Annotated in this window: 23 protein-coding genes, 5 tRNA genes and 1 riboswitch; of the genes, 10 read left to right on the top strand and 18 right to left on the bottom strand. The window is 66.1% G+C overall.

What is annotated here, in order from left to right:
- Window positions 1-246 precede the first annotated feature (246 nt).
- The gene (locus Q0P60_RS13405; RefSeq protein ID WP_294994146.1) at window positions 247-456 is read right to left on the bottom strand and encodes a hypothetical protein; all 210 of its coding nucleotides are present in this window, start codon (window positions 454-456) and stop codon (window positions 247-249) included.
- A 111-nt stretch (window positions 457-567) separates the two neighbouring features.
- On the opposite strand from Q0P60_RS13405, the gene Q0P60_RS13400 reads away from it, so the two are divergent.
- The gene (locus tag Q0P60_RS13400) at window positions 568-969 is read left to right on the top strand and encodes a transcriptional regulator (RefSeq protein WP_345780333.1); all 402 of its coding nucleotides are present in this window, start codon (window positions 568-570) and stop codon (window positions 967-969) included.
- Between the two features lie 22 nt (window positions 970-991).
- A riboswitch (Fluoride riboswitch) is annotated at window positions 992-1055 on the top strand.
- A gap of 81 nt (window positions 1056-1136) precedes the next feature.
- On the top strand, window positions 1137-1529 hold the full coding sequence (gene crcB, locus Q0P60_RS13395; protein ID WP_294994140.1) for a fluoride efflux transporter CrcB: 393 nt from the start codon (window positions 1137-1139) through the stop codon (window positions 1527-1529).
- Window positions 1530-1532: 3 nt separating this feature from the next.
- Here crcB and Q0P60_RS13390 read toward each other — a convergent pair whose 3' ends face one another.
- Window positions 1533-2366, bottom strand: coding sequence for an AraC family transcriptional regulator (locus Q0P60_RS13390; RefSeq protein ID WP_294994137.1), 834 nt, complete (start codon window positions 2364-2366; stop codon window positions 1533-1535).
- Between the two features lie 89 nt (window positions 2367-2455).
- Window positions 2456-2968 carry an ATP-binding protein gene (locus Q0P60_RS13385; protein WP_294994134.1) on the bottom strand — a complete coding sequence of 171 codons (513 nt, stop codon included), beginning with the start codon at window positions 2966-2968 and terminating at the stop codon, window positions 2456-2458.
- Window positions 2969-3229: 261 nt separating this feature from the next.
- Here Q0P60_RS13385 and Q0P60_RS13380 point away from each other — a divergent pair, with 261 nt between their 5' ends.
- From Q0P60_RS13380 to Q0P60_RS13370, 3 genes are all read left to right on the top strand, one after another.
- Window positions 3230-4306 (top strand): hypothetical protein, encoded by a 1077-nt coding sequence (locus Q0P60_RS13380; RefSeq protein ID WP_294994131.1) that lies wholly within the window; start codon window positions 3230-3232, stop codon window positions 4304-4306.
- Window positions 4307-4396: 90 nt separating this feature from the next.
- Window positions 4397-4597, top strand: coding sequence for a hypothetical protein (locus Q0P60_RS13375; protein WP_294994128.1), 201 nt, complete (start codon window positions 4397-4399; stop codon window positions 4595-4597).
- A gap of 125 nt (window positions 4598-4722) precedes the next feature.
- The gene (locus tag Q0P60_RS13370) at window positions 4723-5487 is read left to right on the top strand and encodes a thioesterase family protein (RefSeq protein WP_294994125.1); all 765 of its coding nucleotides are present in this window, start codon (window positions 4723-4725) and stop codon (window positions 5485-5487) included.
- 15 nt (window positions 5488-5502) lie between these two features.
- On the opposite strand, the gene Q0P60_RS13365 is transcribed toward Q0P60_RS13370, so the two are convergent.
- Window positions 5503-5772: a hypothetical protein gene (locus tag Q0P60_RS13365; RefSeq protein ID WP_294994122.1), complete on the bottom strand. Its 270-nt coding sequence runs from the start codon at window positions 5770-5772 to the stop codon at window positions 5503-5505.
- A 125-nt stretch (window positions 5773-5897) separates the two neighbouring features.
- On the bottom strand, window positions 5898-6602 hold the full coding sequence (locus tag Q0P60_RS13360) for a winged helix-turn-helix domain-containing protein (protein ID WP_294994119.1): 705 nt from the start codon (window positions 6600-6602) through the stop codon (window positions 5898-5900).
- A gap of 105 nt (window positions 6603-6707) precedes the next feature.
- Here Q0P60_RS13360 and Q0P60_RS13355 point away from each other — a divergent pair, with 105 nt between their 5' ends.
- Entirely contained in the window at window positions 6708-7349 is a 642-nt protein-coding gene (locus Q0P60_RS13355; RefSeq protein ID WP_294994116.1) for a flavin reductase, read from the top strand.
- Between the two features lie 25 nt (window positions 7350-7374).
- On the opposite strand, the gene Q0P60_RS13350 is transcribed toward Q0P60_RS13355, so the two are convergent.
- From Q0P60_RS13350 to Q0P60_RS13340, 3 genes are all read right to left on the bottom strand, one after another.
- A complete protein-coding gene (locus Q0P60_RS13350) occupies window positions 7375-7920 on the bottom strand; it encodes a DUF4124 domain-containing protein (protein WP_294994113.1) in 546 nt (181 codons plus the stop codon).
- A 79-nt stretch (window positions 7921-7999) separates the two neighbouring features.
- Complete coding sequence (locus Q0P60_RS13345; protein WP_294994110.1) at window positions 8000-8497, bottom strand: GNAT family N-acetyltransferase; 498 nt, start codon at window positions 8495-8497, stop codon at window positions 8000-8002.
- Between the two features lie 51 nt (window positions 8498-8548).
- Complete coding sequence (locus tag Q0P60_RS13340; RefSeq protein WP_294994107.1) at window positions 8549-9115, bottom strand: DUF998 domain-containing protein; 567 nt, start codon at window positions 9113-9115, stop codon at window positions 8549-8551.
- A 291-nt stretch (window positions 9116-9406) separates the two neighbouring features.
- Between Q0P60_RS13340 and Q0P60_RS13335 the strand changes: the two genes are divergently transcribed.
- Window positions 9407-10213, top strand: a complete 807-nt coding sequence (locus Q0P60_RS13335) for a hypothetical protein (protein WP_294994104.1) — start codon at window positions 9407-9409, stop codon at window positions 10211-10213.
- Window positions 10170-10955, top strand: coding sequence for an N-acetylmuramoyl-L-alanine amidase (locus Q0P60_RS13330; RefSeq protein ID WP_294994101.1), 786 nt, complete (start codon window positions 10170-10172; stop codon window positions 10953-10955). The genes Q0P60_RS13335 and Q0P60_RS13330 overlap by 44 nt, the downstream gene beginning before the upstream one ends.
- 164 nt (window positions 10956-11119) lie before the next feature.
- On the opposite strand, the gene Q0P60_RS13325 is transcribed toward Q0P60_RS13330, so the two are convergent.
- The 3 genes from Q0P60_RS13325 to Q0P60_RS13315 all read right to left on the bottom strand — a co-directional run bounded on the left by Q0P60_RS13325 (window position 11120) and on the right by Q0P60_RS13315 (window position 11567).
- Window positions 11120-11193: transfer RNA gene (locus Q0P60_RS13325), tRNA-Cys, on the bottom strand.
- A gap of 68 nt (window positions 11194-11261) precedes the next feature.
- Window positions 11262-11337 (bottom strand) — tRNA-Gly (locus Q0P60_RS13320).
- A gap of 154 nt (window positions 11338-11491) precedes the next feature.
- Window positions 11492-11567, bottom strand: a tRNA-Gly gene (locus Q0P60_RS13315).
- Window positions 11568-11695: 128 nt separating this feature from the next.
- On the opposite strand from Q0P60_RS13315, the gene Q0P60_RS13310 reads away from it, so the two are divergent.
- Both Q0P60_RS13310 and Q0P60_RS13305 read left to right on the top strand, forming a co-directional pair.
- Window positions 11696-12097 (top strand): hypothetical protein, encoded by a 402-nt coding sequence (locus Q0P60_RS13310; protein ID WP_294994098.1) that lies wholly within the window; start codon window positions 11696-11698, stop codon window positions 12095-12097.
- Window positions 12090-12539 (top strand): hypothetical protein, encoded by a 450-nt coding sequence (locus Q0P60_RS13305; RefSeq protein WP_294994095.1) that lies wholly within the window; start codon window positions 12090-12092, stop codon window positions 12537-12539. Before Q0P60_RS13310 ends, Q0P60_RS13305 begins: the two co-directional genes overlap by 8 nt.
- 2 nt (window positions 12540-12541) lie before the next feature.
- Here Q0P60_RS13305 and Q0P60_RS13300 read toward each other — a convergent pair whose 3' ends face one another.
- The 7 genes from Q0P60_RS13300 to pgsA all read right to left on the bottom strand — a co-directional run bounded on the left by Q0P60_RS13300 (window position 12542) and on the right by pgsA (window position 18519).
- The gene (locus Q0P60_RS13300; protein ID WP_294994091.1) at window positions 12542-13459 is read right to left on the bottom strand and encodes an HlyD family efflux transporter periplasmic adaptor subunit; all 918 of its coding nucleotides are present in this window, start codon (window positions 13457-13459) and stop codon (window positions 12542-12544) included.
- Window positions 13456-14184, bottom strand: a complete 729-nt coding sequence (locus tag Q0P60_RS13295) for an ABC transporter ATP-binding protein (RefSeq protein WP_197580086.1) — start codon at window positions 14182-14184, stop codon at window positions 13456-13458. Before Q0P60_RS13295 ends, Q0P60_RS13300 begins: the two co-directional genes overlap by 4 nt.
- Window positions 14185-14194: 10 nt before the next feature.
- Window positions 14195-15334 (bottom strand): ABC transporter permease, encoded by a 1140-nt coding sequence (locus tag Q0P60_RS13290; protein ID WP_294994085.1) that lies wholly within the window; start codon window positions 15332-15334, stop codon window positions 14195-14197.
- Window positions 15331-16794, bottom strand: a complete 1464-nt coding sequence (locus tag Q0P60_RS13285) for a TolC family protein (RefSeq protein WP_294994082.1) — start codon at window positions 16792-16794, stop codon at window positions 15331-15333. Before Q0P60_RS13285 ends, Q0P60_RS13290 begins: the two co-directional genes overlap by 4 nt.
- 371 nt (window positions 16795-17165) lie before the next feature.
- A tRNA-Gly gene (locus Q0P60_RS13280) sits at window positions 17166-17241 on the bottom strand.
- Between the two features lie 191 nt (window positions 17242-17432).
- Window positions 17433-17508 (bottom strand) — tRNA-Gly (locus Q0P60_RS13275).
- A gap of 381 nt (window positions 17509-17889) precedes the next feature.
- Window positions 17890-18519, bottom strand: a complete 630-nt coding sequence (gene pgsA / locus Q0P60_RS13270; protein WP_294994079.1) for a CDP-diacylglycerol--glycerol-3-phosphate 3-phosphatidyltransferase — start codon at window positions 18517-18519, stop codon at window positions 17890-17892.
- Between the last annotated feature and the right edge of the window lie 12 nt (window positions 18520-18531).

The following is an 18531-nucleotide window of genomic DNA, read 5'->3' as shown; positions in this document are numbered from 1 at the left end:
ATTTCACGACAGGTCAATTACATGCGTCGACTTTCGTGATCAAAATTATTAATCGTTCACGAAACCACCTGCGGGGGCGCTGAGCGGCCCGGGCGGGCTGATCCCGACATGTGACCGAGGTCTCACACAATTTCGCCGGTAGGCGGCCCTGATCAGAATCGCCGAATTCATGGCATTCACCTATCGTGCTAAGCATACTTAGCAAAAGTGACTTGATGTGTCAGATGCGACAAAAATCGACGAAATTTAGTCAGATTCGCTTTCCGCTGCTTCTGTCGAGGGGAACAGGCCCGGGAAGCGTTGATGCAGGATGTACTGACGCAGCGCGGGGATAGGCCGGTTTTTGGGCCATTGCGACACCGCGGATCGGCTTATGCCAAAGAAGCGCGCCAGCTCGGCGTCGGTGCGGAATCCCATGCGGGTACGCACTGCCCACTTGCTCCAGAATTCGATCATGGCCTGTCCTTCTGTTAACCAGTCTTATTCTTGCGGCAAGGATTCTTCGCAATCCACGCGTTAAGCTGGCTTGCATAGATGAATACTCTCGGACAACGACTCGCCGCTGCCATGAAGAAAGCCGGGCACCCTCGCCCGGCCGACCTGGCGCGCGCTGCCAAATCCACCACGGCCACCATCAGCAACTGGCTCAATGACCACGTGAGCGTCTCCCACGTGAAGGCCGAACAGCTGTTCCGCATCGCCGATGCGGCCAAGCTGGATGCACGCGAGCTGCTGTATGGGGTGACCGGGCTCGGTGTCGGCGAGCCGGGCAATGCCTACATGCCCAGCCAGGCCCATCTGGATGTCTGGCAGGACGCCTACGAACTGGTCAGCCACCTGGTCGCCGAACTCGGGCTGGAGATCGACCATCGCCGCCATGCCGCGCTGGACCTGCTGGCCTTCGAGTTGCTGATGGATGGCTTCAGCCGCAGCAAGGTCGCCCGCGTGCTGACCACCTCGATGACGTGAACGCACCGGCGCTGGTAGCATGGACCGCGATGGGGATGGGGCTCCCCCGATAACCGCCTGCAAGGGCTGATGGCTCCTGCCAAGACGAACCGGTGTTCGTCGGCGGCAGGCCGTGCCTGCCCTCGGCGTTCGCCATCGAACCTGCGAACCCGCACTCGAGGCACGCGATGCAAGCATTGAACAACTACTTCCTGGTCTTCATCGGTGGCGGCCTCGGCGCCTGCCTTCGCCACGCCTGCAACCTGATTGGCGCCCGCGTGGCGGTCGGCAGTCCCTGGCCGTGGTCGACCTTCCTGATCAACATCAGCGGCGCGCTGCTGATGGGCGTGGTGGTCGAGGCCTTCGCCCTGCGCAATGGCGCGTCGCCGCAGCTGCGCCTGCTGCTCGCCACCGGCATCCTGGGGGGCTACACCACGTTCTCCACCTATGCGCTGGAGATCGGCCTGCTGCTGCAGCGCGGCCAGCATGGGCTGGCCGCGCTGTATGCCGGTGGCTCGGTGGCGCTGGGCCTGGCCGGCCTGTTCGCCGGCATGAAGCTGGCCCGGTTGGCGCTCGGCTGAAACTTACGCCGTGGTGGCACGCGCCTGCCCGCGCCATTGCCGCGGTGACTGCCCGGTGTGCGCCTTGAACGCGCGCGACAGTGCAGCCTCGCTGCCATAGCCCACCTCGTCGGCAATCCACTTCAGTGGCCGCCCCTGGCGTAGCGCCTGCTGCGCCAGGCCGACCCGCCAGCCCTGCAGGTACTGGCCCGGCGTGGTTCCCATCGCTTCGCGGAAGCTGGCAGCGAACACGCTGCGCGACATGCCAGCGACCTCGGCCAGGTCTTCCAGTGTCCATGCCTGTGCCGGCGCTTCATGCATCGCCACCAGCGCCAGCCGCAGCCGCGGATGGCCGAGCCCGGCAAACAGGCCTCCACGCATTTCACCTCCCTCCATCAGCTGCCGCAGCACCTGGATCATCACCACCTCGAACAGGCGGTTGACCATTGCCGCGCGCCCACAGCGCTGTTCGAAGGCTTCTTCGAACAGCAGCTCCAGCGCCGCATGGCCGCCATACAGATCGGCCAGCGGCAGGCAGATGAAGTCGGGCAGCGCGGCACTGATCGGATTGAGCCGGCCCCCTTCGAAATGCAGGTTGGCGCACGCCATGTCCGCGCCGTGCCGGGGGTCGGTACTGAACCGGTGCGGCATGGGCCGCGGGTACAGCAGCAGGCTGGGCACCTCGACCTGCACGGTCTGCCGGGCATGGCTGACCTGCACCGGGCCGCGCCGGACCAGGTGCAGCTGGCCGGCCTCCTCCTCGCCCTCCAGGGTGTTGATGCCGCACAACGCACCGGCATGGAACACCGAGGCGGTCACCGCGAAGCGATCGAGCAGGAGGGCGAGACGGTCAACCACGACGGGACTCCAGATCAAGCCGGAATGGCTCAATGCGACAAATCGTATCGGAATAGCCACCCCAGTGGACGACGCCCGCCGCGCAGCCTTCATTCCTCCTGCATATGGTGGATCACCACGAACCCCTCCTCCGCCGTGGGTGCCACGAAGTGGCGGGTGATCAACTCGAACGCTTCGTCACTGGCCTGGAACGGGTGCTCGCCGCGCGCATTGCGCGCGCGCAGGCGCGCCTTGCAGGTGGCGTCGGCAACATCGAGGAAGTGCAGTTGATGCGCGACCGCGGCCGACTCGAACACCGCACGCCCCCACGCACGGGTGGCCGGCGTGTTGAACGGCACGTCGAGCACCACCGAGAGGCCGGCCTGCAGCAGGGCGCGCACATGATCGGCCAGCAGGCCGCGCAAGGTCGCCGCCCGCCGCTGGTAATCGGCAATGGAATGGATCTCGCCGGGATACAGCGTGGCCAGCCAGGTGTCTTCACTGATCAGCACGCTGCGCGGCTGCGCTGCCAACTGCCGCGACAGCGTGGATTTTCCTGCGCCGATCTTGCCGCACAGCAGGTGCAGGACCGGGGCGCCGGCCGTTGATGAAAGGGGTTGCATCTGCGATCTCCTCGGTGGATTCCAGTTCCCGGGAGAGCGCTGCGTGCAACCCGCCTTCCCGGGCGGGTTGCATGGCCAGGACGACCGCGCGCTACCCCGCCTTCCCGTGGGGAATGCGGATAATCAGCGCGACGAACGATGGGACCATGCGCCCAGCGTAGACCGCTGCAAGGCTGGCCCACAATGCCCTGCGGCAGTGCAGCGCGCGCAATCGGCGGCCTGCACCTATGCTCGGTGCGATTTCCGAACGGAGCGACTCCCATGCGCCTGCTGCTGCGCTCTGCGCTGGGCCTGGCCCTGCTGCTGCCTTCCACATCGCCGTTGGCTGCGCCTCCGGCGGCGCCGCGCACGATCAGTGGTGAACTGCAGGGCGCAGCGTGGCGCCTGGATGTGCCGGCCCGCTGGAACGGCGAGCTGGTGATGCTGGCGCACGGCTACGAGCCGGTGGGCGTCCCCCGCCCCACGCCGATGGCCGCCAATGACAGCACCGCCCCACTGCTGGCCGCAGGCTACGCCGTCGCGCAGAGCGCCTACGCCAGCCAGGGCTGGGCCGTCGCCGATGCAATCACCGACATGGAGCGCCTGCGCCAGCACGCCGTGGCCGAACTCAAGCACGTGCGCCACACCTGGATGCTCGGATTCTCGATGGGCGGCGCAGTGACCATTGCCAGCCTCGAACGCTACCCGCAGCACTACGCAGGCGGCGTCTCGCTGTGCGGCGCCAATCTCAGTGGCGAGCAGATCGCAGGCGAACTGCTGACCACGCTGGTTGCCTTCGATTACCTGTTCCCCGCTGCCAAGGGCCTGCCAGCTGCCGGCCTGGCCTCGCACGAAGCGGCCGCGCTGCCACAGGGCGAGCTGTACCAGGGCATCGTCGACGCGTTGCAGCGCGACCCATCACATGCCGCGCTGCTGGCCCGGCGGCTGCAGGTCTCCACCGACGAACTGGCCGGCACGATCAGCCTGCACGCCCTGGTCCTGCATGAGCTGGCCACGCGCAGCGGCGGCATGCCGGTCGGCAACATCGGCGTGGCCTACCGAGGGTTCGGCGATGACGCTGCATTCAATGCCGGCGTGCAACGGATCGCACCGGTACCGGCCGCGCAGGCCCGTGTGCGCAGCACGCTGGCCTTGAGCGGCGCATTGAAGCGCCCGCTGCTGATCCAGTTCAACCTGCATGACCCGACCATCGTGCCGCATATGCAGGCGGTGTATCCGCAGCTGGCCGCACACGCCGGTGCGCGGCCGTTGCCGAAGGTGCTGCCGGCGGTGGGCGAAGGACATTGCGGGTTTTCGGAGGCAGAGGTGGTCGCCGCCCTGAAGGCGGTCCAGCACTGAGGGCCCCGCCTGCCGCAGTGCATCAGGGCCACCGCGACCGGGCTGCTATGGTGGCCCGGCCCATTGACGGGCAGACAAAGGACTGACGTGATGATCAAGACGACCTTGAAGACCGTGATGCTCCTTGGCGTGGCCGTGAGCGGCCTGGCCTTCGCCGCAGGCCCCTGCGAGTTCTGCACACTGCGTTACGAGCAGTGCCTGCGCGTTTCGCACGGACCGCTGGTGAAGACGCCGGAGCAGTGCTGGGCCGAGTACCAGATGTGCCGCGAGATGGACTGCCCGTCACCCTGACCGGCTTCCGGCCGGCTCCTGCGGGGGCCGGCTCAGCCTCAACCCACAGCCCACAGCCGGGCCGAAGGTTTAGGATGCAGAGGCCGGCAGATGCCCCGCCGTCCCCCGCCTATACAACGCAGCCGATGGCCTTCTTCGAACGACTGAGCGACACCCGTTACCAACCGACCGCGCACACCGGTGGCGCCTGGAACATCCACGAACAGCACATCGCCCCGGCGATCGGGCTGCTCGCCCACCACCTTGAACGCGACGCGGCTGCGCGTGGCCACGGCTTCCTGATCGCGCGCCTGTCCTACGACATCCTCGGCACCATTCCGATCGAAGCGATGGACGCCGAGGTGCAGGTCCTGCGCACCGGCCGCACCATCGAACTGGTCGAAGCCACGCTGCGCCATGAGGATCGCCCGGCGCTGCGCGTGCGCGCCTGGCTGATGCGCCCGAACGACACCGCTGCCATCGCCGGCACGCCGCTGCCGCGCATTGCCGCAGCGGAATCGATGCCGGCGTGGGACCCGGGTACGGTCTGGCCCGGAGGCTTCATCCAGAGCGTGGAGATCCGCCGCCACGACCAGGGCCCGGGACGCGCCACCTACTGGGCGCGCGCGAAGGAAGCACTGCTGGAGGGCGAGGCGGTCAGCCCGCTGGCACGCGCCGCCACGCTGTTCGACCTGTCCAATGGCATGGCGGTGCGCGCCGATCCGAAGGATGTCGCCTTCCCCAACCTGGATCTGACCGCACACCTGTTCGGCATGCCCGAAGGTGAGTGGCTGGGGTTCGACACCTCGGTGTCGTTCGGCCGCCAGGGCCTGGGCCTGACCAGCACCGTGCTGCACGATGCACGCGGCCCGATCGGGACGCTCGGCCAGGCGTTGACGGTACGTCCCTGACCCCGACGGGCGGCATCAGCCGCCCAGCGTGCCCATGGTGAAGGTGTAGCCGGAACTCATCAGGAATTCGCGCATGCGCAGTTCCGCACGCCGCGGAGAGGCCAGGTTGGCCGGTGCATACAGCGCGTAGACCATGCCCGCGCCTTCGATCGACTCGCGGCGCACGCCGCAATGGCGGGTCTCCGAGGCAACCACCCATCCATCCTTCAATCGATCCGGGCCGATCGACTGGCCGTTCATCAGCCGGAACGTCAACCAGCGTACTTCCGCAACGGACTTGTTCATCGCCGGCATTCCGGCTGCGCGCTGCGGTCGATCATGTCCTTGCTCGCCATTGCAGCTCCCTGAGACGTGGAACCCGACCATAACGCCTCCCCATGTCGCGGGCGAATGAGACTGGGCAGGGTCGCTCAGGTGGCCAGCCCGAACCGCGTCCACAAAGCCTCGCGGCCCGGCGGTGTCAGCCGCAGTTCGCGGCGGCCTTCGACGCGCCGCAGCCAGTCGTTTTTCACGAAGCTGTCCAGCATTGCCTCACCGACCAGCCCGGCCAGGTGGGGTCGCCGCTCGGTGCAGTCCAGGCAGCCGCGGCAGTAGCGCGCCGGCCTGGCGGTCAGCGGCTGCCGCAGCAGCTCGGCCAACGGCTGGCCCAGCGCCTGCAGGAATGCGGCGCCCTCTACGCTCACCTGCCAATGCTCCGCATGCGGCAGCAGGTGCCCGGCCTGCAGCAGGCGATCGGCAATGGCCACCGCATGCACACCCGCCAGGTGCCGGTAACACGAGCGCGCCTCGCGCAACGCCGGCATCGCGCGCGATGCTTCGGCGCTGCAGGAGGGTATGCGGCTGGACACGCGCAGGATGCCTTCCAGCATCTCGGCAACCTCCGCCGACGCCAGCCGATGATAGCGATGCCGCCCCTGCGCAACGGCAACCAGCAGATCGCCTTCGATCAGGCGCCGCAGATGCGTGCTCGCCGTCTGCGGCGTCACCCCGGCCACCCGCGCCAGTTCTGTCGCGGTGTACGCACGGCCGTCCATCAACTGCAGCAGCATCGCGGCACGCGCCTGGTCTCCGACCAGGGCGCCGACGCTGACAAGGGAACCGGCGCTGTGGACCATGCCGGCATTGTGGCACGCCCTGGCCGGCGGACAGTTCGATGCAGGCCGAAGCATCAACGCCCCGCGCCACTCCAGAGTGGGCGCCCCACGTTGCAGGGCACCGTAGTGAAGATTCCATCGTTCCAACGCCGGCGCATCACCCCGTCGGTCCTGTATCCCGGCACGCCGGTGCTGTTGATGACCACGCTCAACCCGGACGGCAGCAGCAACATCAGCCCGCTGTCGTCATTCTGGGCGCTGGGCAACCGGGTGGTGCTGGGCCTGGGAACCCAGGGCCAGGGCTATCGCAACCTGCAGCTGCGCAACGAGTGCGTGCTCAACTTCCCCTGCTCCGCGCAGGCCACGCAGGTGGAGGCCATCGCACGCGCAACCGGGCGCGACCCGGTGCCCGAGGCCAAGCAGGAAATGGGCTACATGCATGTACACGACAAGTTCGCGCTGGGCGGCTTCAGTGCCGAGCCGTCGGCACAGGTGGCACCCGCATCGATTGCCGAATGCCCGCTGCAGGTGGAAGTCACGGTGATGGCGATGCATCCGCCCAGCGATGATGACGGCCAGGGCTTCGTCATCGTTGAAGGCCGCGTCCGCTGCGTACATGCGCACGAGGCCATCACCGTGGCCGGCACCCAGCACATCGACGCCTCGCGCTGGAAGCCGCTGATCTACCTGTTCCGCCACTACCTGGGCGTGGGCGAACCGGTGGGGCGCAACTTCCGTGCGCAGGCCGCGGCACGCGATCGCGCCTGAACGACGCGCTTCAGTGGGTAGCTGCTCAGCGCGAAGTTGCCGGTGCGTTGCTGAAGGTGTCGTGCACCGCACGTTCGCGCTCCCGCCGCGTCGCGGCGCACTGCTCGCGCGCATTCGACATCTGCGTATCCGCCGCGACCCGCTCCGCGCTCAGCGACTGCTGCAGGCTGGCGATCTGCGCACGGATGCCCGAATCGCGGGTGGCCGCCGCCAGAGTGCCGGTCGGCGCGGCCAACTGGCGGTTCAGGTCGGCCACCTGGCGCCCCACCTGCTGGCTGCGCGATTCCAGCGGGCCATAGATCCGCGAGCGCTCGCCCTGCACGCAGTTGCGTTCTTCGATACCGGCGTCGGCCAGCCCGGTGTTGCGGTACACCGCCGCGCGGTTGGCCGCTTCGCCGGCCGACTCGGCGGAACCGCGACTGGAGCGCAGCTTCATCGGCTCGGCACCGGCCGCGCAGGGATTCTGGCTGTAGACCGTCTCTCCCGAGGCCCCCTTGCACTTGTAGACCTGGGCAGACGCCAGCGGCATGACGCCGATCAGCAGCATGGCCCCAAGCAGAAATCCTTTCATCCCGTACCGCTCCCTGGTTCGCAATGGATCACCCTGCAACCATACGGTGGATCGGCGATGCCTGCACGCGCCGCTGCCGTCAGCCCAGGGCGATCCAGTACGCCACCATGTCCACGTACCCGCCGTTGCGCTTCACTGCCCGCGGTTCCAGGCCGGTTTCGACGAATCCCAGTGCTTCGTACAGTCCGCGCGCGGGCGCATTGTCGGCCAGTACCGTGAGGGTGAGTGATTCGATGCCCTCGGCGCGCGCCGCCGCAAACGCCGCAGCAAACAGTTGGCGGGCGATGCCCCGGCCGCGATGGCCGGCACCGACATGGACGCTGTGGATCTCGGCCGTATGCCACCGCACCGATCGCGCCGGCCGCACGTAGCGCAGGAAGCCCGCCAGCTGCCCCTGCTCGAAGGCACCCAAGTAACGCATGCGGGCATCCTCCAGCTGCGCCCGCATCACCTGCGCGGTATCACCGGCCGCCTCGGCAAGCGTGGACAGGAATGCATCGGGTGACTCGCGCAGTGCCTGCAGGCGGGCCGCCCAGAGCACGTCTGCGTCGTCAGGGGAAAGGGGCCGGATAAGCATGGGGTACGCCTGCGGATCCTGGTGCAGGCGCAAAGCGTAGCAGCCGCCCTGTCAGCCGGGTGCACGGCTCCGGCGCAGCTCCAGCGCAGCGAAGGTGTACCAGCCGAACGCCGGCAGCGCCGCGATGCGTTGGGTCAGGCCGTGGTACGGCTGTGGATCGAACCCGGACAGCATCAGCCACAGGTAGCCCACCCCCAGCAACGAGGTCGCCGGCGCCAGCCACGTCATGCGCGGCGAGGCATCGGCACCAAGCTCCACGCGGAACAGCAGCGGGGTCAGGATCGAGAAGATGCCAATCGAGTACAGGCCGTGCAGCGGGCTGCCGGTGGTGAACGCACCATTGCTGAACATGGCCGCGCCAAACAGCGCGGAGGTCAACGCGCTCGACGCGAAGCGGCGCCCCGATGCCAGCAGCGCCAGGCTGAACACGATGATCGCGGCGCCACCGACCATCATGACGATCTGCAGGACCCGCGCAGGCAGACCCGGCAACAGGCCCAGTTCGCTCAGGTGCTGTGACGCCGAGTGATAGCCCGGCACGGTGAACGCGAACCCGATCGCGGCCAGCAAGGCCCCGAGCGGCAGGTACTGCGCTTGCCGGATCGCTACATCACGCATGCCACCCACCGCCATTGACCAGGGAGCATGCACGGTAATCGCTGCAGCGGCATGGACACAGTGCGGTTTGGCAGGGGGACATCTTTGCGAAGCCCCGCCCCAAGGGGCCAAATCTTCTTTGGTGCCGTGACCACATTGGGGTTTTCCTACGGGTCAAAGGCGTAGATTCCCATGGCAGGCTTGAACACGATCGCGCAGTCTTGGAAAGCCCCGAATCAAAAGGGAGGCATCAACGAGCATTCGAATACCGAATGACCTTGAATTGGCTTTTCCAATATGGAGTCGCAGGCTATGAAGATGGATGGGAAATGGGGCGCCCTGGCGCTCTCGATAGGATTGACCTTGGGAAGCCCACACACTGCATGTGCACAGCAGACTGAGGACACTGTTCCGATGCTCTCCGAGCAGAACAAGCGCCTTGTCACGTTGGAGATTCAGACCGAGGTACAGCGCTTCGTCAATGCCCAGAAGCGCATCGATGGGCAAGGCCGCACCATCATGGCTCGAGTTGTTCCGGACCCGTCACGCCAGTGGATCTACGTGGATCTCGATGGTGCATTTTTGCCCAAAGGTCGAACTGAAATGGGAGAAGACCTGGGGCAGCTCGTCAGGGATATCCAGAACCATGTCGTGGATCTCCTTGCAGGAATCGTAGAGTTCAAGGCCGTCGTCATTCGGGTTGATGGCAAGCGACTGGATGAAATCTATCCACCTCGCTACAAATCCAGGACTACCACGCGCACCAAAGCGCAACTGGTCGCGCCGGTGGATGGACTGGTCGTACTCAGTCCGTCGCACGGAAAGTACTTTCACTACGGTAGCGACACATGGGTCTATCAGCGTCCGCTCTACGCCAATTCCACGGTCGTTCACGAGGACACCCTTACTCCGGGCTACACGTCGATGCTGCAAAGCCTTCTGGCCCTGAGAGGCCCGACGCATGCGACTTCGATCCGTCAGACCCGAGACGTTGGCAACAGTGCGATCGATCCCAACAGTGGGCTGAAGTGGGCGGAACTTGCTGCACGCTACTATCTTGCCCGCCTCTATCCGAATGAAACGGGGATGTGGAATCAGTACCCCCAATGGCAAGCCTAACCGTGTAGACCTCCGTGAATACGACGACGACATTGCGGCTCGACCGAATTTCGCCAACTTCGTGAACGCCGAAACAATGCTCTCCATTCACACGGATGGTAGTGATACCAATCCGTCGGCGCGAGGGTTGTCGGTGTTCACCAACCTCAATGATCCGAAATCCGTGGCGCTTGCCGAAAGCGTGAAGTGTTACGTGCAGGAGCAAATCAAACAGCGCCCTGACTATCCGACATTCCCGATCCGTTCTGGCCCAAATGACGGAGTGGGCTACGGCGAGGTCCGGGAGGCCGATATGGAGACCGTCCTGGTCGAGGTAGGTTTCCATAGCAACACTGAAGACTCCGCATTACTCCAGACTTCTGAGTTTCGGACCATTTCAATGAGGGGCATCGAAAAGGGCTATCGCATGTACAGGGAAGGGAAGCCCTGCGCACCTTTCGCCATCACATCTACAGGACCAGCAGCCGGCAAGGCACCTGGAACAGTTCCTGTACCCTTCACCTATGTGGGCTATCCGCAAGGCGCAATGAAGGCGGATGTTGAGATCGTGAAGTGCGCGCCGGGCAACACCTGTGGCGGCGCAAAAGGACTTCCAGTCACACTTTCAGATGGAAAGCTGTCATGGAACTTCACCTGCGGCGTCGTCGTTTCGAACGCAACGCATACCGTACGCACAAATCTCTACGACGCCGACGGGGTCTTCGCGAAGGCCGTTGAGTCAGTCGTGACTTGCCAAGTGTAGGGCGATCGATTGGGAAGACGGGTCAGCGCATGCGCTCAAACTGACGCCGGACTGAGGCCTCCCAGGCAGGATTGCTTCAAGATGGCAGTCCGGCAGAGGAAAGTGCTGGCGTCGCCCAGCACAGGGCAAACAAAAAGCCCCGACCGAGGTCAGGGCTTTTCATTTGGAGGCCTCAAGCGGAATCGAACCGCTGTAAACGGATTTGCAATCCGGTGCATAGCCACTCTGCCATGAGGCCAACGTACTGCGCGCCAGGAACGAAACCCCTGACATGACAAAACCCCGTAAGGGGGCCATGTCGGAACATGGAGCGGGAAACGAGACTCGAACTCGCGACCTCAACCTTGGCAAGGTTGCGCTCTACCAACTGAGCTATTCCCGCGTAAGCCGCCATGGTACCGGAAGCCCGGGACACACACCAGCGATTTCACAACAAATTTCACTTTTCTGACTGCGCGCAAAGCCTTGTGGCCCAACGTGCCCCGCCTTGCCGTGGCGGGAGAAAAACAAGGCCCCTGTCGGGGCCCTGTAGAATCTGGAGCGGGAAACGAGACTCGAACTCGCGACCTCAACCTTGGCAAGGTTGCGCTCTACCAACTGAGCTATTCCCGCAGATTCTTCGACCTGCGTCGAAGGAGCGCTATTGTGTCCAAATTCCTTCACGCCGTCAACAGTCTTCACACGATGCGGTCAACGGCGTCCGCGCTGGGGTACGCTGCCCCGCCCAGTCCCGTGCGCCCATGTTCCTTCGCGGCAAGCCCCTGTTGATCGCCCTGCTGCTGCACCTGCTGGTGGCGCTGCTGTACTGGACACTGATGCCACTGGGAATGACCTGGTACCAGGACCGCTTCGGCTTCACCTCGCACGGCAACGTCGGCCTGGGCATCGCCCAGTACGCGCTGTTCGTGATGTTCCTTGGCGCCCAGCCGTTGATCGCGGTGCTGCGCCCGCTCAGCGCCAAGCTGCTGGTGCTGGCGATTCCACTGGCCTTCGCCTTCTGGATGCTGATGCACAACCACCCGCTGCGGCTGCTGTACTTCACCGTCGGACCGGCACTGCTTGCGCTGGCCGCTATCGTCGCGTCACGGCACTACGCTTCACCCCGGCACGCGCCCCGCAGCACCGGGGCCGCCGATGCCTAGACGCTATGTGCGCCTGTTCTGGCTGCTGGTGGCACTCACCTGGCTGGCGCTGATCGCCGCGCTGGTCAATGCCGGCTTCACCCCGGACTACTGGCTGCTGCACCATCTGGAAGGTGCCGAGCTGCCCTACCCGACCAGCAGCGTGATCGTGTTCGCGCTGCTGGGTACGGTCGAGCTGGTGGTGGCCGCACTCATCGTGCGTCCCTGGCGGCTGAAGCGCCTGTGGTTGCGCCTGCTGATCGCCTTCGTCCTGCTGCTCGCGTGGTCGCTGCCGTGGATGCTGTCGGCCCTGCACCAGGCACCGGTGCACGGCATGCACCTGGCATGGTTGCTGCTGCTGGACATGGGGCTGCTGCTGGCCCTGTGCACGGTGTCGGCGGCAAGCGCATGGCGCGCGCTGAGGCGGCGCGGCGCCGCTGGCACCGCCCCGTTGCAGCGCTAGGCCTACCTGCGGAATTCCACCCGCACATGCTGGCCGAAGCGCGCCTTGGCCTCGCCATCGAACTCCAGCACGCACTCCACCACCTTGGCCACGCCGCGGCCCGCATCTTCGGGCAGGCGCGCCTGCGCGAACACCGGGCTGATGCGTACCACGCGCGCCGACGGCAGCGTGCCGGTGTTCTCGGCGCCATCGCTGTCCGGCACCACGCTGGCGCGCATGCCCACCTGCACGGCATCGGCATAGGCCGCGCTGAGCTCGGCACGCACCTGCAGCGGACGCGCCGGCAGCAATGAGATGGCCGGCTTGCCGGCCTGCACGAACGCCCCGAGGCCCGGCACCTGGCCGACCACGGTCCCGGCTTCCGGTGCGGTCAACGACATCTGCTGCAGCTTCAGCCGGGCGTGTTCCAGCTTGTGCTGGGCCATGTCGACCTGCGCGCCGGCGACGTCGACGTCGGCCTGCACCGCGGCCAGCTGCTGCTTGGCCGCGTCGGCCTGCTGGTTGGACGACACCCCTTCGCTGGCGCCAGCAGACAGGCGGGTGGCATTGCGCTCCAGTTCGCGCAACTGCACCTGGCTGCCCTTCAGGCGGTCGTTGGCCAACGCCAGGTCGGCGCTGGCCATGGCCACTTCCTGCTGCAGCAGCGCGCCATCCAGCGACAGCAGCAACTGCCCCTTCTTCACCGTGGCGCCCTCCTTCACCGGCGCCGCCGTGATCGAGCCGTCCAGCGGCGGTGCCAGCGCGATCAGCCCGCCCTCGACGTCGATGATGCCGCGCGCCACCGCAACCTTGCCGGCGGCAGCAGCGGCCTTGCCCGAAGGTGCCGGCGCCGGCGTGGGCGCGTCGCTGGAACAGGCGCCGAGCAGCAGTGCCGCGGACAGGGCCAGGCTGAGGGGAAGCAGGTGCGACGTCTTGGTCATGGGGCGGACTCTACAGTTTCGTTCTGGCGGCGGTCATCACGGACCATGCCGTCTTCCATGGCGATCACCCGGTCGGCATGCCGGATCAGGCGAGGATCGTGGCTCACGCACAGCACGGTGGCGCCATGCGCGCGTGCGTAGCGATGCAGGATGTCGATCACGCGCTGGCCGTTCTCGGCATCCAGCGCGCTGGTCGGTTCGTCGGCGAAGATCAGTGTCGGCGATTTGGCGAAGGCGCGGGCCACTGCCACGCGCTGCTTCTCACCGCCGGACAGCTGCGCCGGCCGCATGTGGCTGCGATGGCTGAGGCCGACCTCCTCCAGCGCGCGGCGGGCCAGCGGTTCGCTTTCACGATTGCTCATGCCGCGATAGCCCAAGGGCAGCTGCACCTGTTCCAGCGCGGTCAGCGCCGGGAACAGGTTGAAGCCCTGGAACACGAAGCCGACATGGTGCAGGCGGAAGCGCTCCACCTCGCTGCGGGTCATGTGGCCGACATCCTGGCCGAGCGCATGCACGCGGCCGCCGTCGGGCGAGGACAGGCCGGACAACAGCGACAGCAGCGTGCTCTTGCCGCAGCCGGACGGACCCGACACCAGGGTCAGCTCGCCGGGATAGATATCCAGCGACAGGCCGCGCAGCACCGGCACCTGCACATCGCCGGACATGAAGCCTTTTTCCAGTGCGTCGGCCTGCAGGGTCGGGGCGACAGCGCGTGTAGACGTCATCGGTCGGTCCTCAACGCAGCAGCAACGATGGATCGGAGCGGACGACACTGCGCACCGCCATGATGCTCGACAGCATGGCCATCACTGCGACCAGGGCCACGCAGCCGAGGATCACCATCGGCGTCAGCTGCACCGGCACGCGCTGGGTCTGCGCGACCAGCAGCACCACCGTACTGAAGGCTGCGGCCAGCAGCATGCCGACCCCACCGATCAGCAGGGCCTGCTCGAACACCACCCGCGCCAGCGCATAGCGGCCGGCACCGAGGGCATTGAGCGTGGCGTACTCGCGCACCGATCCTGCCACCACCGAGGCGAACGACTGGTTGGTGATGACCGCGCCGACGAAGCAGACGATGACGGCCATGAACAGCACCGCGATGCCGGCGCCGGTATCGAACAGCCAGTACTGCTGCGAGCGACTGGCGAACTCCGGTGCGGTCCAGAACTCGACCGGCGTCGCCTGGCCCATCGACGCGGCAAGACGGTCGCGCACGCGGTCGGCCAGGTCCGGCGAGCGTAGGCCTGCCACGAAATAGGTACTGCCTTCGTGCGGATCGGTGCCGGCGATGGCACGTGCGGTATCCAGCGAAGCCAGCACATTGACGCCACCGAGGCCACGCAGGCCCGGCTGCGCGGCGACCACGCGCACCGCCTTGCCATTGATCCAGGCCCGGTTGTTCTGCAGGTCCACGCCCAGCGTATCCAGATCGGCACTGTCGACGATCACCGCACCCGGCTCACGCAGTTGCGCGCGCAGATCGGCAGGCAGGATGTGCGCGAACATCATCGCGTCGTCGCGGGTGGAGATGCCGGACAGGTAGACCGATACGTTGCCGGTACCCTGTGCGCTCGAACGCCACTCGCCATCGACCCATTCGTAGGGTTCGACGCGGCTCACATCCGGATCCATGCGCAGGTGGCTTTCCACATCGGCGCTGATCGCATGGCCGTAGTTGACGCTCTGGGTGCCGGGGAAACCGGCCCAGATGTCGGCCGAGGACGCCTTCACGTAGATCGCCGCCGTGCCGAAGATGCCCAGCACCAGCGCGGCCTGCACGATCAGCAGCACGCCAGCGAAGCACATCGCCAGCACCACCGGCAGGAACCGGCGCCACTCATAGGCCAGGGTCTTGCGGGCCAGCGCGATCATTGCGCCCCGTCCCCGCGCTCGAGCGGCAGCGGTGCACCGCCCAGCGCGCGGTACAGCGAGGCGAACGCCAGCACGCGCGCGCCCTGTGCCGCCACCAGATCGGCCTGCGAGGCCAGCGCGGCACGCTGCGTATCCAGACCGTCGAATTCACTGGACAGGCCCAGCTGCACCTGCCGTGCCTGGCGCTTGACCTGCTGCCCGGCCGCGTCATTGGCCACGCCCAGCGACTGGATGCTGCTGTCCTGGCGCGCCAGGCTGCCCAGCGCGCCTTCCACTTCACTCACGCCTTCCAGCACCGCCTTGCGGTAGCCGAGCAGCGCAGCATCCAGCTGTTTCTCATCCGCATGGAAGCGCGCGCGGCGCTGGCCCCAGTCCCACAGCGGAATGTCGATGTAGGGACCGATCGACGGGCTGGAATCGGAGTTGGAACGCGCGTTCTGGGTGAGGTTGTAGGCATACAGGATCGAGCCGCCGAGACTGACCCGCGGGTACATCGCCGCACGTGCGGAACCCTTGCTGGCCGCGGCCTGCATTACGTCCGATTCGGCCAGCAGGATCTGCGGGCGGTGGCGGAGAAGATCCGCCGGGACCTGCTGCAGCGAGAACGTGCCCAGCTTCGGCGGCATGCGGTACGCGCGCCAGGCCGGGTCCGGACCGTCGCGGCCGAGCAGCACGCCCAGCGCGCGGGCGGCATTGCCGGCATTCTCCTGCGCCTGCGCAGTCGCCGCACGGGTGGCCGCCTGGCGCGCGCGCAAGCGCTCCAGTTCACCCGGTTCATCCAGGCGCAGGCGCTGGCGCACCTGCGCCAGCTGCACGCCGCGGTCATCCACGGCCTGTTGCCGTGCCAGCAGGTCCTGCTGTGCCTGTGCCACGGTCAGGTCCAGGTAGCTGCGCACCACGTCGGCAATCAGCGCCACCTGCGCGGCGTTGCGCAGCGCCTCGGCGTTGCCGGCCGAAGCCTGCGCGCTGAGCTGCGCGCTCTCGGCAGCACCGAACAGGCCCAGATCCCAGATCGCTTCGATGCCGGCATGGAAGTAGGTGTCGACTGCGGCAGCGTCCTGCACCTGCTTGGCGCTGGCCGAAATCTCGGGCAGGAAACGCGAATCGGAGGTACCGGCAACGATGCGCACTGCCTGCAGCCGCAACGTGGCCTGCTGCAGGTCGAGATTGCCTGCGATGGCCTGGTCGACCAGGCCGTCCAGCGCGGGGTCGGCCAGCACCTTCCACCACTGCCGGGCATCAACGGCCACGCCCTGGCCCTGCGGCACCTGGGTCCAGGCGCTGGGGGTACGGTCAGGCAGGTCTGGAACCGGCACCGACATGCACCCCGCCAGAGTCAGGCTCGCCAGCAGTGCGCCGGGGCGCAGCACTGCCTGCAGGGAGAATCCGCGCCCGATCCTGGGCACTGCCACTGGAGTGATACGCCTGACCACCAGCCCGCCAACGTCTAGAAGGAGCATGAAGGCTACCGTGCGATTGTGGAGCGAACATGGAGAAATGGTCGAAAAACAGTCACAACACGCATGCGGTTCAGGCAACGATGGTGTTGGCCTTTCGCCAGCCTTTCACTGCGTGCGACACACGGAACGCTGATCCGACGCGCAGGCCATTGCCCACGGTTGCCGCCCTCCCCCACACACCGCGCCTGCGGTCGTCCCCACGACCGACGGCACCCACCATTCCGATTGCGACACGGGGTTCACCCGTCGAACCCGAGGGCCACTGATATCACGCCGGCCATGAAGATACCGTGGCACGACCGCGGCGTGCCCCGGCCGTCCCTTCGGGATAAACGAAAAACGCCCCCTTGCGGGAGCGTTTTTCTTGAATCTGGAGCGGGAAACGAGACTCGAACTCGCGACCTCAACCTTGGCAAGGTTGCGCTCTACCAACTGAGCTATTCCCGCAGATTTCGTTCGACCTGCGTCGAAGGAGCGCTATTGTGTCGATATTGCTTCACCGCGTCAACAGGAATTTTCACCTTGCCTGCGCGGCCGCCTCCCGGCGGGGGCGCCCTGTTGATGCAGCATCGAACCGTCGCGCGGAGCACTGCGTGCAAACGAAAAACGCCCCCTTGCGGGAGCGTTCTTCTTGAATCTGGAGCGGGAAACGAGACTCGAACTCGCGACCTCAACCTTGGCAAGGTTGCGCTCTACCAACTGAGCTATTCCCGCTTGGGAGGCGAAATTCTACCTATTCTGGAAATCGCGTCAAGCGCTTTTTTCCTTGATGGGGTCAGAGCCCTTTCCTGCGGAAAGGGATCTGACCCTGGTCATGCTTTCCTGCGGAAAGGGACCCGACCCCGGTCATGCTTTCCTGCGGAAAGGGATCTGACCCTGGTCATGCTTTCCTGCGGAAAGGGATCTGACCCTGGTCATGCTTTCCTGCGGAAAGGATCCGACCCCGGTCATGCTTTCCTGCGGAAAGGGATCCGACCCTGGTCATGCTTTCCTGCGGAAAGGGATCCGACCCCGGTCATGCTTTCCTGCGGAAAGGGATCTGACCCCGGCCATGCAGTAGATCCACGCCATGCGTGGATGGGCACATCGATCGGCTCAGCCGTTGCCCAGCTTCTTCTGCCGCGCACGCTCGCGCGCGGCGCGCTCGTCATCGCGCAGGCTCGGCCAGGCCGCATGCAGGTACTGCAGGCCCGACCACAGGGTCAGCACCGCGGCGATCGCCAGCGTCCAGTCGCCGATGTGGAACACCGGCCAGCCCATCCAGATATCTTCGACCGGCACGTTCGGTGCCACCGAATACAGCAGGCAGAGCAGCGCGACCATCTGTGCCGTGGTCTTGACCTTGCCGATCATCGCCACCCGCACCTTGGCACGCTGGCCCAGTTCGGCCATCCACTCGCGCAGCGCCGACACCGCGATCTCACGTCCAACGATGACCGCCGCCCAGAACGCCATCCACGGTGTGGGGTGGCCCTGCACGATCAGGAACAGCGCCACCGCCACCATCAGCTTGTCCGCGACCGGGTCGAGGAAGGCGCCGAAGGCCGACTCCAGCTGGTAACGGCGTGCGATCCAGCCATCGAGCCAGTCGGTGATTGCGGCCAGGCCGAAGATCGCCGCCGATGCGAAGTTGGTCCAGGTGTAGGGCAGGTAGAACACCAGCACCAGCACCGGGATCATCACGATCCGCAACAACGTCAGCCAGGTGGGCAGGGTCAACTTCATGCTTGCGTGCTT

Origin of the sequence: uncultured Stenotrophomonas sp., assembly GCF_945952405.1 — a bacterium.
In the GTDB taxonomy this organism is placed as follows: Bacteria; Pseudomonadota; Gammaproteobacteria; order Xanthomonadales; family Xanthomonadaceae; genus Stenotrophomonas.
This window is presented reverse-complemented; position numbering and strand designations above follow the sequence as displayed.